Source organism: Enterobacter cloacae complex sp. 372C4, assembly GCF_050030615.1.
Taxonomy (GTDB): domain Bacteria; phylum Pseudomonadota; class Gammaproteobacteria; order Enterobacterales; family Enterobacteriaceae; genus Enterobacter; species Enterobacter intestinihominis.
The window spans coordinates 4,359,906-4,374,322 of the sequence record NZ_JBLGUQ010000001.1; the positions used below are offsets into that span (position 1 = coordinate 4,359,906).

The following is a 14,417-nucleotide window of genomic DNA, read 5'->3' on the forward strand; positions in this document are numbered from 1 at the left end:
TGATGAGGTAGACGGATGAGGAACAGAAATATTGCCGGGGAAAGATAAAATTTATGTGATAGCGGCTTTGTACGGATAACAGTAATGGCTGAAGGAGATTGTGCAGCGGCTGCATGCAGACATTAAAAAAAGGCTCCAACAGGAGCCTTCCTCATTTAATCACGCAATTGCCGGCAGACGAAAACTCGAAATACTCTGCGACAGCTGCTGCGCCTGCTCCTCCAGCGAGGCCGCGGCTGCGGCGGATTGCTGCACCAGCGCCGCGTTCTGCTGGGTCACACCGTCCATCTCCGTTACGGCCTGCCCAACCTGACCAATTCCACGGCTCTGCTCTTCTGAGGCAACCGAAATCTGTTCCATCAGCGTATGCACTTTATTCACAGAGCTGATAATAGAATCAATCACCTCTCCCGAACGATTCACCAGTTCCGCACCGTTTTTCACGCTGGAAACAGACTGGGCGATAAGGCTTTCGATATCCTTCGCCGCCACCGCGCTTTTCTGGGCCAGGGTGCGCACTTCACTTGCCACCACGGCAAATCCTCGCCCCTGTGTACCGGCACGCGCCGCTTCAACGGCCGCGTTCAGCGCCAGAATATTAGTCTGGAAAGCAATACTGTTGATGACACTGGTGATGTCCTCAATACGCTTCGAGTTGGACGCGATAGTATTCATCGTTTCGATGACTTCACGGGTTACCGCTTCACCGGTATGGGCATTTTTCACGGCATCCTGCACCAGCTTACCGGCCTGGAACACGTTATCGGTGTTATTCGCCACCGTCGCGCTCAGCTCTTCCATGCTGGCGGCCGTCTGGGTCAGGGCAGAAGCCTGTTGCTCGGTACGGGAGGCCAGGTCGATATTGCCGGAAGCAATTTCCTGCGCCGCATGCGTTACGGTGTGGCTGGCATCGCGCACCTGAGAAATGGTGGAGAGCAGCGCCTGGCGCATCTGCTCCATCGAGGACATCAGGTGATCGATTTCATTCCCGGAATCACGCTTGATCGGTACCGGTACGTCCAGCTTCCCGGCCGCAATCTGTCGACAGTGCTCGCGCGCCAGGTTCACTGGCGCAAAGACCACGCGTTTCATCAGCAGGCTGACGACGAGGATCACCACCACGAACAGCACCGCAATGCAGGCGATAATAACCAGACCCGACACAAAATTATGGCTCGCATCCTCGTTCAGCGTTTTGGCGTACTTCTGGTGAACGGAGAGAACCTGATCGAGCACAATTTCATATTGGCGATCGAGTTGAGACACCACGGGAATAAGAGCGTTGAACCGCGACACATCGTGAGCGGCGGCAGCGGCAATCAGCGGTGCCAGTCCCTGGTTACGGTAGTTTTGCCACGCCTGCTGGTAGGCAGTGACCAGCGGGGCTTCGTCCTGCAAACGCGGCGAGGTCATAAACGCCGAAAATGCACTATCGGCTTTGGTCAGCGCCTCTTTAACCGAGGCCAGTTTCGCAGACGAGTCGGTGGAGTCCCCCGCTTCCACCATTTTTACATACTCCATAACCCTGACGCGCAGGGTTCGGCTATGGTTAATGGGATCAATAATGGACAGGACCACCTGAATTTCTTTGTTCACATTATCCAGCGAAGTATTACTTTTAATGATGAGCCCAACGCTGGTGATGGTGCTGGCCACAAAGAAGAAAAGCAGGGAAAACAGGATAATCAGGGATGATTTTTTCAACGACATAACACACCTCAGGGATATAATTTCCCTTTGGTTATCGGCTGAATCCGATCTTTAATTAATTAAAGTTATTGATATATCCGTCAGACGTTACCCTGTCACTCCACGGCCTTGTACCGCAGTTGCAGTGTGGCATCCAGTTTACGCTGGATCGGCTCCGGCGTTTCCCCTTCAATCAGTTTGCCAATCAGATCAAAGCAGTGCCAGGCGAGCTGACGGTTATCCTGACGAACGGTATCGACAGGAATGATCAGAGAATCATAGAGATAGTGATCGTCAAAGCTGGCCAGACGCATATCGCTTTGCAGCAGATTATGTTGCCCCATATAGCGCAACACCCCTTCCAGCAGACCGCAGGCGGCGGTAAAAAGGGCTTTTGGCGGGCGGCCCAGGCGCGCGCAAAGTTCGGCAAACATTTCGTAGCCGGAGCTCGGATGGTAATTACCATGAATAATCCACTCCGGACGTAGCTCGACGCCAGCGTCACGCAGCCCCTGCTTAAACCCTTCCAGACGGTCACGCGTCGGGGAAAGCCGCGGCTGGCCGCCGAGGAAGTAGAACTCATCCGGATGCTGGCGCGCAATGTCGGCCACCAGCGTGGCGGTCGGGGTAATTGAATCGGTGAGGACCAGCGGCAGAGAACTGTCGTTCATATGACGGTCAAAGAGCACAACGGGCAACTGCTCGCTCAGCTTTTGATAATCCGCGTCGTTGAGCATGCTGGAGGCGACAATCAGCCCGTCCACCTGGCGGGCCACCATGTTATTGACCACCACCGTCTCCTGGCCCGGATTTTCATCGCTACAGGAGATCAGCAGCTGAACACCCGCCTCGCGGCAGAGGGTCTCCAGCTCATGAGAAAAAACGGCAAACCCGTAGTTGGTGATTTCCGGCACCACCAGACCAATGGTGTGGCTGCGGTTGTCCCGCAGCGAACGGGCGTGAATACTGGGCTGATAATGATGTTCTTTGGCAATCGCCAGCACACGCTCGCGTGTCTCCTCCGCCACCCGAAGCTCTTTGCTGCGGCCGTTCAGAACCAGACTGGCGGTGGCTTTTGATACCCCCGCCAGCTCCGCGATATCTTTAATGGTGACGCGTTTTGTTTTTCTCACAACGACTTAGATCCGGCTGCCAAAACCCTATTCTATCATGCAGCTGCGCAGCGACCAGTAGCGTAATGTGATGTCGGACGCACCTTCGAAGCGAACCTGGGCCGGATGGTCAGGAAAATAGCGGCTGCTCATGACGCCTTCACCGTGATTGATGAAAATTTCGACGCTGGAACGGTCACACAGCACGCGTAAATGATGAACAGAGCCCTGCCAGTAGCGGGTCAACGTCTCTCCGGTTTCCAGGCTGGCGCGTTCCAGACGGATCCCCGCATCATCCACAATCAGCCGCAACGCGCCGGCAAAATCCACGTTTACGCACGATGCGCTCAGTTCGAACTCAAGACGGGTTCCCTTCAGCACCGGGGCATCGCTGGCGCGTCCCTGCCAGTGATGTTCATCCTCGCGCAGCGTTTCCAGCTCACGGACCGGCGTTTGCCAGAGCTTACCGTCGCGGTAGCGCAGCTCGCGCGGACAGGTCATCTGGTGGATCCAGCCGTGCACCCGTGTAGGCTGGAGCATCTCTTCGCCGTCCGGCACGCCCATCCAGCCGATGAGGATGCGGCGGCCGTCTTCTGCCACCGTGGTTTGCGGCGCGTAAAATTCGAAACCGGCATCAAGCTCATGCAATTCGCCGTGCGCAAATGCAGGCGTTTGATAATCAAATGCCCCACTCATCCAGACGGCCGGATAGGTGTTGAGATAGCGATGCGGTTCGCGCGCCAGCCCCTGTGGGCAGCAGATTAAGACGTGTGTGCCATCAAGCGCAAACAGATCCGGGCACTCCCACATATAGCCCGCGTCCGTGAGTCCATTGACGCCGTGACCGGCGATTTCGCCGCAGGACGCCCAGGTGTGCAAATCGGCTGACGTAAACAGCAGCACCTTGCCGCGCTTATGCTGATCCTGCGCCCCGAGCACCATGTACCACTGCCCGTCATGGCGCCACACTTTCGGGTCGCGGACGTGCCCGGTATACCCGTCCGGCAGGGGCAACACCGGTCCCAGTTTGGCAAACGTGCCGTCGTCATTTTGCACCGCCAGACACTGCCAGGCGGTGCGGCCGCCATCGTCAAACTTAACGTTGCCGGTATAGCACAGGGTCAGCACGCCGTTGTTATCCACGGCGCTGCCGGAGTAACAGCCATTGCGGTCATACTCTTCGTCAGGCATCAGCGCCATTGGCTCGTGCTGCCAGTGCACCAGATCTGCTGAGCTCCAGTGCCCCCAGCACTTGTAGCGATGTTCACAGCCCAGCGGGTTCCACTGATAAAACAGATGGTAACGTCCGGCAAACCAGATAAAGCCGTTCGGATCGTTCATCAGCCCTGTCACCGGTGCGGGATGCCACTGCGGATAGTGGCTGTCCGCCAGCGCACGCGGCTGGCCTTGCATAACGGCCTGCAACACGGCAGGCCAGCGGGAAGGTAAGGTCATTATTCAGAGTCCGTTTTATATTTCAGCAGCAGAGAGACGGTGAACGCCACGCCAAAGGCAATCACCATGCCGATAATATAGTTGAGCAGCGAGCTGGCCTGAACGATCGCCATACCGGGAAGCGCCGTCAGCCCAACGGCGGTCATGTAGACATGCACCGACACTACCCAGGCACCGCCCGCTGCGCCACCGATCAGCGCCGCGATAAACGGTTTCACGAAACGCAGGTTGATGCCAAAAATTGCCGCTTCGGTGATGCCCAGCATCGCGGAAAACGCCGACGGTAAGGTAATGGCTTTGATTTTGGCATCACGGGTTTTGAACCACACCGCCAGACATGCCCCGCCCTGCGCCACGTTCGCCATCGCCCAGATCGGCAGCAGGAAGTTCACGCCAATCGACGGGTTACCCAGCAGTCCGGCCTCAATAGCGTGGAAGCTGTGGTGAATGCCGGTAATGACAATCACCGAATAGAGCCCACCAAACAACAGCCCGGCCAGCCAGCCCGCGTGGGCAATCAGGGTGCTAAGAATAAAGGAGATCCCGTCGCCCAGCGCGCGTCCCGCCGGGCCAATAATCAACAGCGCGATAAAGCCGGAGATAATGACGGTCAGGAACGGCGTCAGGATCAGATCTAACGCATCCGGGATCGCCCGGCGAAGCTGTTTTTCCACAATGCTCATAAACCACACCGCCAGCAGTACCGGGAAGACGGTTCCCTGATAGCCAATCATGGCGATTTCAAGACCGAAGAAGTTCATGGTGTGGAAGCCGGACGCTACGCCCCAGGCGTTGGTCAGCGCCGGATGAGTCAGGATGCCGCCGAGCGTTGCGCCCAGATACGGGTTGCCGCCAAACTCCCGCGCGCCGGTGAAGCCAATCAGGATCGGCAGAATAATAAACGCCGCCGAGCTGCACATATCCAGCATGATATAGAGCGCGTTATCCGGATTAACCCAGCCGTAGGTTTTAACCATCCCGAGCAGGCCCATCAGCAGACCCGAGGCCACGATCGCCGGAATAATCGGCACGAAGATGTTGGAGAGCAGACGCGCGATGCGCTGGAACGGGTTCAGCTTGCGGGCTGCAATATCCGCCGCTTCCGATTTACTGGACTCGCTAATCCCTGCCGCCTGAATAAACGCGGTGTAAACCTTATTCACCACCCCTGTGCCGAAGATCACCTGCATCTGCCCGGCATTTCGAAAACAGCCTTTCACGCCTTCAACCTTGCCGATAGCCTGCTGGTCGGCAAGCGCATCATCGACCAGCACCAGACGAAGGCGCGTGGCGCAATGTGCCGCGCTGGCAATGTTCTCTTTGCCACCGAGCAGCGGAATCAGCTCGCGCGCAATATGATTAAAATCCATAGATACCTCTTCCTGACCTCTTTTTATGATGTTCGAAACGCCCCCGCAATGCGGGAGCGTGAAGGGTTAAAACCAGGTTTCCATCTGCACCCCAAAGTTCCATTCCCCACCCGCATTGAAGCCGCTGCTGCCAAAGGCGTCATCGCTGGCGTAGTTATCCAGCTTGCTGCTCCAGTCCATCCAGGTGGCGAACAGGCGCAGCTCCGGACGGCTGAAGAAATCGCCAATCTTGCCCGCCTTTAACGTCGGGGCAAAGGTCAGCTTGTAGAAGCTACCGTTAACCGCATTGCGATCCTTGTAGCCTTCCGGGTTTAAATCCATGTATTGATAGCTGCCCTCGAACGCGAGGGCGAAATTCTGGGTCACCTCTTTGATCAGACGCGTATTGAGTGTGACCCACTCGTAGCTGTCGCCCTTCACGTAGCGGTCCTTACTGCTTTGCGCCAGTACGGCGGGCGCAATGTGCCAGCCACCGCCCAGCGGCGTGACACCGTAACTTGCAAAACGCCAGGTATCGGCTTCTGACAGCAATGCGCCGTCTGCACCAATGCTTTTCACCTCGGCCCCCAGACCGTGGCCGTAAAGCAGCGCCGTTTTGGCGGAACCTTCCCGCAGGCCGTAGAAGCTCTCGTTATGCAGACCCACCAACGCATGCACCCCGTTATTCGCCGCATCGGTTTTAATCAGATCGCCGTTGCTGTCCTTACGGTCGTCATTATCTTTTGCCCGTAAGCCGCTGACCATCAACTGCACCGGCCCGGCGAAGTGGTTCATGCTTAAGATGTAGTTCTGGACGTTGTTGTCGATCTCCTCTTCGCTGCCGAAATTACGGCCATAAAGGGAGAAGTTACTGCGCAGCGTATCGTTCCACTTCACGTCGTAGACGCCGCCGCCGGTCCCGGCGAGAAATACCACGTCGGAATCCAGCCAGTGAATGTCGAAGTTGTCGCGGTCAAAACGCTTACCCGCCCAGAAGGTGCTGCCTTTCAGCGCACCGGTAACGTCCGGCAAATTGCCCAGCTCGGCAAAGGCCTGACGAATGTTCAGGTCGCTGCTGTCTGCCGACCAGTCGTTATAGGTTTTCTGACCGTCGGCCAGCATCGCCTTAAAGCGCGTCGTCGCACCATTCTCCAGCGTCTGTTTGTGCTCAACATTCAGCTCAACGTAGGTATCCGCTTCGTTCCCCAGACGCCCGATGGCCCCGCCCGTTTCCCCGGCGGGCGTCAGATAAGGGCCGCTTTTGCTGCTGGAGGCCGCGTCGTTCATCAGCAGGCCGGAACGGGCGTAACCGTGAAACTCAAAACCGCCTGTCCGATCGGCTTTCTCTTCCAGCGCCGTGGTACGTTGCGCCACCGCCTGTGTGGAGGTTTGCGCTTCCTGCTGCGCAGCCACCAGTTGCTGCGTTTTCTGTTCCGCTGCCGTGGCGCGTTTTTCAGCAACCTGCGCACGGGTTTCCGCCTCCTGCAAACGCTGCTCCAGCGCTGCCAGGCGCGCTTCGATACGGGTCATATCCATCTGGGCAAAAACAGAGGTACTGCCGGCCAGCATGCCTATCATCACGGCAAGTCTGCGTTTTTTATACATTTTGTCGCATCCCTAATAACTATCGGTAAAAGTGCTAAATTGCTAAACCGGTTTAGGTGAGTGATACTAAACCGTTGAATTTTGAATCGGCAACGTTTTTTGCTAAACCGTTTTAGTAAGTGTGATCGAGGCGACAATTCAGGCCCCCGACCGGAGGCCTGGAGAGGTGAATTACAGTTCGTGATGATAAGGCAGCGCGGTCATTGCCCCTTTTGCGGTTGTCGCCAGCGCTCCGCAGCGCTGCGCTAACGTGATGACCTCTGAGAGACGGGCCTGGCCATGACATGCCAGACCGAACAGCAGCCCGGCGACGAAAGCATCCCCCGCACCGGTGGTATCAATGCATTCCACGGGTGATGCAGGATAGTGCGTCAACGCGCCTCCCTGCCAGGCGGTCACGCCCTCTTTTCCCTGCGTCACCAGCACCAGCCTGGCCGGACAGGTGCGCATTAGCTCCGCCAGCCCCTCATGGACCTGCGCATTTCCGGTCAAGAACGCCAGCTCTTCCACCGAGATTTTCACCACATCTGCACAGGCTAATGCCCGCTCAAGGCACTGGCGCAGCTCGACTTCATCGTACCAGAGATCGGCGCGGATATTGGGGTCAAAGCTGACGAATCCCCCCGCCTGTCTGATAGCGGCCATCGCCTGAAACGTCGCGGAACGGCTGGGTTCGGCGCTAAGCGCGATAGAGCAGACGTGCAGCCACTCCCCGGCGCGGAATGGCGGGAGATCGGCGGCGTCGAGGAACAGATCAGCACTCGGGCGAACCATAAAGGTAAATGAACGTTCCCCGTCGTCATCGAGATCCACCACCACCGTGGAGGTGCGATGCCGCGGGTCCAGGCGCAGCCATTCTGTATTAACCTGCTCATCCGCAAGCGTTTTTTGCATAAAACGCCCGAAGGGGTCGTCGCCCACCCGGCCTATAAAGGCGCTTCTGCCTCCCAGACGCGCTACCCCTACCGCGACGTTGGCCGGTGCGCCGCCAGGACATTGCAGCAGTTTGCCCTCTCCGTCGGGCAACAGATCCACCACTGCATCGCCAAGTACCCAGATCGTCTCCATATCACCTTCTTAGCTAAATAATGTTAAACCGGTTTAGCTATTTAAGCACAGGCAGGGTGTAGGGGAAATATGGCGAGGGACAATTTGCTTAACCTACCCGTTGGGGCCAGTGGATATCACCCACGCCATTGAGCTGCGGGCGGGCGAACAAAAAGCCCTGGAAGCGGCGAATACCGGCGGATTCAAGCCAGCACCACTCTTCTACCTTCTCAATACCTTCTGCGACCAGCGTAATCTCCAGATCGGTGCAGCAGCTGATTATCGACTTCACAATCGCCTGCTTGGGTCCGCTCTGGTGAATATCGCTGACGATCTCTCTGTCGATTTTGAGCTTATCCGGCTGGAACCGGGTGAGCAGCGACAGACCGGCATAGCCGGAACCAAAATCATCTATTGCCAGCCCAACCCCTTCCGCTCGCAGCTGTTTAATGGCGCTGTTAAACTGGTTAAAGCCGGATATCATCTCGTTCTCAGTGACTTCAATGACCACCTGCTCTGGCTGTAGACCGTGCTTTTTGATCTGCGTTACCAGGAACTCTACCGCACCCGGCACGTTAACCAGCGACATTGGCAGCAGGTTCACCGCCAGTTTGTGGCTGCCGATGCCCAGCTTTTGCGCCAGCGCAAAGGTCCAGGCTTTGGTATGCAGATCGACTTCGTATATCTTTTCACGATCGAGACTACGGAAAAAATGCTCCGGGCTGCCGCCGTCGTTTCCGCGTATAAGCGCTTCGAGAGAACTGATTTTGCCTTCGGACGGCTCAACAATGGGTTGCAGCGCAAACTGGCAGGGCTGTCCCGCCAGCAGACCTAACCCTTTACCAAACGGCGCGCGCTCTCGCGAAAGCGTCCATTTATCAGGCTCATAGTCCAAAGCGGGTGGGATAGCGGTTTTGCCGGCGATAAAGGTCTGAATAAATTTGAAGACCCGATCCTCAGAAGTCAGGTAGCTTTCCAGCTTGCTGTAATGCAGAACCGACGCCAGAACCGCTTTCGGGGTCTGAACATCCAGGTCAAACAGCAGCATTCCCACGTCTTCGAAACGTCTGCGCGGGCCGTAATCGCGCATCAGCTCCACCACGCCGGTATGCCGGTCATCCGCACGGATGGTGTTAAAAAGCGCGACGACGCTCTGTTCCGTGCCTTCGAGAATTTGCAGAACGTCACGTCCACGGGAGAGAAGAATGCCTGAGATGCCCTGCTCCGTATTACGGATCCTGGCCTTTTCAACCAGCGCGCTTAACGCTGCGGAGGTGCAGGTTAAGCTCAGCTGGCTTCGATAAATGAGAGTTGTCAGCACAGAAACGGGGTCCGGTATGGGGTATACGCCTGAACGGTACTGTTTAACATAGTTCCCTGGGGTGGCCTAGTCTATTCCACTTCGGGGTTGATTCTCCCCGAGACGGCTGTCGATCCGCGTCTGCATATAGTCGTAGAAAGGATTCGACGTTACGCGCATTAACGCATCTTTACCGACGCTCAGAACTGAGGTTTCTCCCCACAGGGCTATCGTCCCGAGACTGATTCCATAGCGGTTTTTCACCTCAGGATGGCGGCCATACAGATCGTCTTCAGGCGGGAACGGAATGGCAATATGCGACAGGGAATAAACCTCCTGCGGATACGAGACCGACAGCGGCGTCACCGTTTCCCGGGTGCTGCCCGCAGGCGTTGTCTTTGCCACCATATCAAACCTGTCAGGGCTGGCATTGGTCACGATTGTGACACTGTAACGTCTTTTCGCCTCGGGCAGCAGGTCAGCCACCGCCGTCCAGGATGATGGCCTGAACAGTGGACGGAAACTCCCGGCCTGATTGATGTCAAATACCACCAGTTCGCTGCCATTTGCCGGAAGCTGGTCAAACAGCCCGCTGACTACGGCGCGGGTACTGACCGTTGAATCCATGACCGACTGAAACGCCAGTACCGGCGGGAGCTGCGTTAGTTTGTGATCATGAACATCGCGGTTTATCTGCTCATGCAGCGCCCGGGTAAGCAGCCAGGACTGACGTGCCGCATTCACCGGGAACGAATTGTATTTATAAGGATTATATTCCGGCGAAATGTTGAGCCACGCGGCTTTGGCAAACGCCGGTAACATAGCCGGTAGCCCGGCGAATCCGGCAAAGCGCGCAAACGCCGTGACGCCAATCATCGGTGAGAGCAAAACGATCTGCTGAGGTTTACGCAGTTCAGGCGCATCAAGGGCGTCGAGGGCGTATTTCATCGCCAGCGCACCGCCGTTGGAATAGCCCGCCAGGTGCAGGGGGAGATCGTTCCCTGTCAGGCGTGTTGCTTCACGAACCGCAAGGCGCGTAGCTGCCAGCCACGCCTCCCAGTCAACGTCTGTCAACGCGCCCGGCGCCGTGCCGTGTCCGGGCAAACGAGGCACTACGGCCACAAAGCCGTGCTTTTGATAATTCACGGCCAGACGCCTGACGCTGTAGGGCGAATCCGTCAAACCGTGCAACAACACTACCGCCCCGCGCGGCTTTCCGGCAGGCATCAGCACAAACGACCGGTTTGCATCCGGAGTAAAGTGTCCTGGCCACACCAGGCTCTGACGGTAATAGCGGTTCAGCGGCGTGCGCTCTGCGGGGGTGACTTTCGCCGTCACCTCAGCATCAAGAGCGGTGAAGATGGCGTTTTCCCGCGCGACATAGGCTGCGAAGGTCGCGTTATCCATCTCCTGCACGGACATTTCGTCAGCCCGCCATGTATGCCAGTGATGCAGGGCCGGCCCCTGCTGCGAAAGATAAACCCGCACCGCCAGCAGAACGAGCACAATGATCCCGATGACCATCGCTATTTTTTTTGCGAGAGCCATCAGGCGCACGCTGACCCGCCAGGGCAAATTCGCCATGTAAGGCTCCCTCTCTTATCCACAGAGCTTTCATCTTACCAAAAAATGTGAAGAGGCTGTCGTATTCACCAAATAGATACCGCTCAGGCCGGACACTGCACCAAAAGTGAACTACGCTGCACAAATGTTGAGCATCTGTTAAACAAATATTGCATTAACTTTGCTGCACAGCGCGTTTTCGCCGCAATGTGAACATGGCACGCGTCCTGCATTGTTAATCTGATAACAGAAACCCGGCCTTTGACAGCCAGTTAACAGCGAGGCGGTATGACGACCAAACCAGAGGTGTTGAGCCGTATCGAAGCGACCTTCAGCCAGCTCACCCCGAGCGAAAAGCGGGTGGCAAGCTGGATGCTGGCGCACGTCGGGCAGATCCCTTTTGAAACGGCTGAGAGCGTGGCGCTGGCCACGGCCACCAGCGGGATCACCGTCGGACGCTTTCTGCGCAAGCTGGGCTATCGCAACCTTGATGACGCCAAAAAAAGCCTGCGCGATCCCCATCAGCCCTGGGGCATTAACGAGCGTCTGGACTCCTGGAAACAGCAACAGCCGCTGTCGGATCGCCTTCAGCACTCCCTGTCACTGGAGGTGGACGCCATTGCCCATGTCTACCAGCTGGCGCAAAGCGAAACGTTCAGGCAGGTGGTCCAGCAACTTTCCCATGCCGACGCCGTCTTCGTGCTGGGGATCCAGTCCACGCGCGGGATCGCCAACGCGTTCTTCAGCCATCTGGAGTATCTGCGCCCGCGGGTAAGCTATTCCGAAGGGCTCTCCGGTAGCTGGGTGGAGTCGCTTAACTCCGGCTTTGCTAACCCGTATATCGTGCTGACCGATACCCGCGCCTACTCCGCCATTGCCCGCCAGTACTGCCGCGTGGCGAGCGAAAAAGGCCTGGCGATGGCGCTGATCACCGATATCTGGTGCCCGTGGGCGCGGGATTACCCGATTGATTTACTCCAGGTGAAGACCGATACCGGCCATTTCTGGGACTCGCTGGCGCCGGTGAGCTGTCTGTTCAACCTGCTGCTGTCGGGCGTCGTGGAGGCGCTGGGAGATGCGCTGCCGGAACGTCTGGCAATCAACCGACAACTACAACAAGAATTTGGTCAATTTGAACGCTAAAGGAGCGGAGCTATGCCTGAAGAGAGTCAACTGATTGATGTGGCGAAAACTTTTCCCACGCTGCATATCGATCTGAAATACGCGACCGCCGATAACATTACCGGCCGCCCGATCTATCAGCACGCCGCGTGCCTGCTGCACACGGATGCCGCCACCGCGCTGGCGAAATCGATCAGTATCGCCGCGCTGGCCGGTTTGAAGCTGGTGGTCTACGACGCCTATCGCCCGCAACAGGCACAGGCGCAACTCTGGGATGCCTGCCCCAATCCGGAATACGTGGTGGATGTCGCGATTGGCTCGAACCACAGCCGGGGCACTGCCATTGACGTTACGCTGATGGATGAACACGACAACGTGCTGGATATGGGCGCCGGGTTTGACGAAATGCACGACCGTTCTCACGCCTGGCACCCTTCCGTTCCGCCCGAGGCGCAGCGAAATCGTCTGCTCCTGAACGCCGTTATGTACGGCGGCGGTTTTGTGGGCATCAGCAGCGAATGGTGGCATTTCGAGCTGCCGAACGCCGCCAGCTATCCGCTGTTAGATGACCAGTTCGCCTGTTATCCGATCACACACTCACTGTAATTCTGGAGCCCGGCCATGAAAACAACGCTGCTTACTACCCTGATTGCCGCTACGCTCGCCCTGAGCACCCTTCCCGCTCTGGCGGCGGTGCCAAAAGATATGCTGGTGATAGGGAAAGCTGCCGATCCGCAAACGCTGGATCCGGCGGTCACTATCGATAACAACGACTGGACGGTGACCTACCCCTCGTACCAGCGTCTGGTGAAATACAAGCCTGGCACCACGGAGGTGGAAGGCGATCTGTCGACGGGCTGGAAGGCGTCAGACGACCAGAAAGTGTGGACGTTCACCCTGGCAGATAATGCAAAATTCTCCGACGGCACGCCGGTGACCGCCGAAGCGGTCAAGCTGTCGATTGAACGTCTGCTTAAAATCAACCAGGGACCTTCCGAAGCGTTCCCGAAAGATTTGAAAGTGGACGCGGTGGATGAGCATACGGTGAAATTCACCCTCAGCCAGCCGTTTGCCCCGTTCCTCTACACGCTGGCCAATGACGGCGCGTCGATCGTCAACCCGGCGGTGCTGAAGGCCAATGCCGCCGACGACGCACGCGGTTTCCTGGCGCAAAACACCGCGGGTTCCGGACCGTTTATGCTGAAAAGCTGGCGGAAAGGTCAACAGCTGGTGATGGTGCCCAACCCACACTGGCCAGGTGAAAAGCCGCACTTTAAGCGCGTCTCGGTGAAGATTATCGGTGAAAGCGCCTCGCGTCGCCTGCAACTTTCCCGTGGCGATCTGGATATCGCCGACGCCCTGCCGGTGGATCAGCTTGCTGCTCTGAAGCAGGAAGGCAAAGTGGCCGTGGTGGAATACCCGTCCCTGCGGGTGACCTACCTCTATCTGAACAACAGTAAGCCTCCAATGAATCAGGTGGATTTGCGCCGCGCGGTCTCCTGGGCGACCGATTACCAGGGGATGGTGAAAGGCATTCTCAGCGGGAACGGCAAGCAGATGCGCGGCCCGATCCCGGAGGGCATGTGGGGCTTCGATGCGAACGCCATGCAGTACAGCTTTGACGAGGCCAAAGCCAAAGCGGCGCTGGAGAAAGTCAAAGATAAACCTGCCAGCCTGACTTTCCTCTATTCCGATAACGACCCGAACTGGGAGCCTATCGCCCTCTCCACGCAGGCGAGCCTGGGCAAGCTGGGGATTAACGTCAAGCTCGAGAAACTGGCGAACGCCACCATGCGCGACCGCGTCGGCAAAGGTGATTATGACATTGCGATTGGTAACTGGAGCCCGGACTTCGCTGACCCGTACATGTTCATGAACTACTGGTTCGAATCGGACAAAAAAGGGCTGCCGGGGAACCGCTCATTCTATGTGAACAAAGAGGTCGATGCGCTGTTGCAGGCGGCACTGAAAACCACCGATCAGGCGGAACGCACCAAAGATTATCAGCAGGCGCAGAAAGTGGTGATTGACGAGGCGGCTTACGTTTATCTGTTCCAGAAGAACTACCAGCTGGCGATGAACAAAGAGGTCAAAGGCTTCACCTTTAATCCGATGCTTGAGCAGGTCTTTAACATCGCCACCATGAGTAAGTAACGGCCCACGCCGGGGGGAAGT

11 protein-coding genes are annotated in these 14,417 nt (G+C 57.2%); 3 read left to right on the forward strand and 8 right to left on the reverse strand.

From position 1 onward, the window contains the following. Positions 1-159: 159 nt before the first annotated feature. The 8 genes from ACQG11_RS21135 to ACQG11_RS21170 form a co-directional block, all read right to left on the reverse strand. The gene (locus ACQG11_RS21135; RefSeq protein ID WP_426728758.1) at positions 160-1,710 is read right to left on the reverse strand and encodes a methyl-accepting chemotaxis protein; all 1,551 of its coding nucleotides are present in this window, start codon (positions 1,708-1,710) and stop codon (positions 160-162) included. 95 nt (positions 1,711-1,805) lie between these two features. Next, positions 1,806-2,822, reverse strand: a complete 1,017-nt coding sequence (locus ACQG11_RS21140) for a LacI family DNA-binding transcriptional regulator (RefSeq protein ID WP_426728759.1) — start codon at positions 2,820-2,822, stop codon at positions 1,806-1,808. Between the two features lie 27 nt (positions 2,823-2,849). Then, positions 2,850-4,256 carry a sucrose-6-phosphate hydrolase gene (locus tag ACQG11_RS21145; protein WP_426728760.1) on the reverse strand — a complete coding sequence of 469 codons (1,407 nt, stop codon included), beginning with the start codon at positions 4,254-4,256 and terminating at the stop codon, positions 2,850-2,852. Beyond that, the gene (locus ACQG11_RS21150) at positions 4,256-5,626 is read right to left on the reverse strand and encodes a sucrose-specific PTS transporter subunit IIBC (protein ID WP_063147302.1); all 1,371 of its coding nucleotides are present in this window, start codon (positions 5,624-5,626) and stop codon (positions 4,256-4,258) included. Before ACQG11_RS21150 ends, ACQG11_RS21145 begins: the two co-directional genes overlap by 1 nt. 66 nt (positions 5,627-5,692) lie before the next feature. Then, on the reverse strand, positions 5,693-7,210 hold the full coding sequence (locus ACQG11_RS21155) for a carbohydrate porin (protein WP_426728761.1): 1,518 nt from the start codon (positions 7,208-7,210) through the stop codon (positions 5,693-5,695). A 171-nt stretch (positions 7,211-7,381) separates the two neighbouring features. Continuing rightward, a complete protein-coding gene (locus ACQG11_RS21160; RefSeq protein ID WP_426728762.1) occupies positions 7,382-8,278 on the reverse strand; it encodes an aminoimidazole riboside kinase in 897 nt (298 codons plus the stop codon). Between the two features lie 88 nt (positions 8,279-8,366). Beyond that, positions 8,367-9,578 carry a diguanylate phosphodiesterase gene (locus ACQG11_RS21165; RefSeq protein WP_426728763.1) on the reverse strand — a complete coding sequence of 404 codons (1,212 nt, stop codon included), beginning with the start codon at positions 9,576-9,578 and terminating at the stop codon, positions 8,367-8,369. Between the two features lie 66 nt (positions 9,579-9,644). Continuing rightward, the gene (locus tag ACQG11_RS21170) at positions 9,645-11,141 is read right to left on the reverse strand and encodes an alpha/beta hydrolase (protein WP_048966627.1); all 1,497 of its coding nucleotides are present in this window, start codon (positions 11,139-11,141) and stop codon (positions 9,645-9,647) included. 267 nt (positions 11,142-11,408) lie between these two features. Here ACQG11_RS21170 and ACQG11_RS21175 point away from each other — a divergent pair, with 267 nt between their 5' ends. The 3 genes from ACQG11_RS21175 to ACQG11_RS21185 are packed head-to-tail and all read left to right on the forward strand — an operon-like array spanning position 11,409 to position 14,396. Further along, positions 11,409-12,263 carry a MurR/RpiR family transcriptional regulator gene (locus ACQG11_RS21175; protein ID WP_063137767.1) on the forward strand — a complete coding sequence of 285 codons (855 nt, stop codon included), beginning with the start codon at positions 11,409-11,411 and terminating at the stop codon, positions 12,261-12,263. 12 nt (positions 12,264-12,275) lie between these two features. Then, positions 12,276-12,848 carry a D-alanyl-D-alanine dipeptidase gene (gene ddpX / locus ACQG11_RS21180; protein ID WP_023306242.1) on the forward strand — a complete coding sequence of 191 codons (573 nt, stop codon included), beginning with the start codon at positions 12,276-12,278 and terminating at the stop codon, positions 12,846-12,848. 15 nt (positions 12,849-12,863) lie between these two features. Beyond that, positions 12,864-14,396 carry an ABC transporter substrate-binding protein gene (locus ACQG11_RS21185; RefSeq protein ID WP_426728764.1) on the forward strand — a complete coding sequence of 511 codons (1,533 nt, stop codon included), beginning with the start codon at positions 12,864-12,866 and terminating at the stop codon, positions 14,394-14,396. The last annotated feature ends 21 nt before the right edge of the window (positions 14,397-14,417 follow it).

Excerpts from the sequence above, each read along its gene's own strand:
- ACQG11_RS21150 (WP_063147302.1), bottom strand. The coding sequence starts at position 5,626 with ATGGATTTTAATCATATTGCGCGCGAGCTGATTCCGCTGCTCGGTGGC.
- ACQG11_RS21170 (WP_048966627.1), bottom strand. The coding sequence starts at position 11,141 with ATGGCGAATTTGCCCTGGCGGGTCAGCGTGCGCCTGATGGCTCTCGCA.
- ACQG11_RS21160 (WP_426728762.1), bottom strand. The coding sequence starts at position 8,278 with ATGGAGACGATCTGGGTACTTGGCGATGCAGTGGTGGATCTGTTGCCC.
- ACQG11_RS21185 (WP_426728764.1), top strand. The coding sequence starts at position 12,864 with ATGAAAACAACGCTGCTTACTACCCTGATTGCCGCTACGCTCGCCCTG.
- ACQG11_RS21145 (WP_426728760.1), bottom strand. The coding sequence starts at position 4,256 with ATGACCTTACCTTCCCGCTGGCCTGCCGTGTTGCAGGCCGTTATGCAA.
- ACQG11_RS21135 (WP_426728758.1), bottom strand. The coding sequence starts at position 1,710 with ATGTCGTTGAAAAAATCATCCCTGATTATCCTGTTTTCCCTGCTTTTC.
- ACQG11_RS21175 (WP_063137767.1), top strand. The coding sequence starts at position 11,409 with ATGACGACCAAACCAGAGGTGTTGAGCCGTATCGAAGCGACCTTCAGC.
- ACQG11_RS21155 (WP_426728761.1), bottom strand. The coding sequence starts at position 7,210 with ATGTATAAAAAACGCAGACTTGCCGTGATGATAGGCATGCTGGCCGGC.
- ddpX (WP_023306242.1), top strand. The coding sequence starts at position 12,276 with ATGCCTGAAGAGAGTCAACTGATTGATGTGGCGAAAACTTTTCCCACG.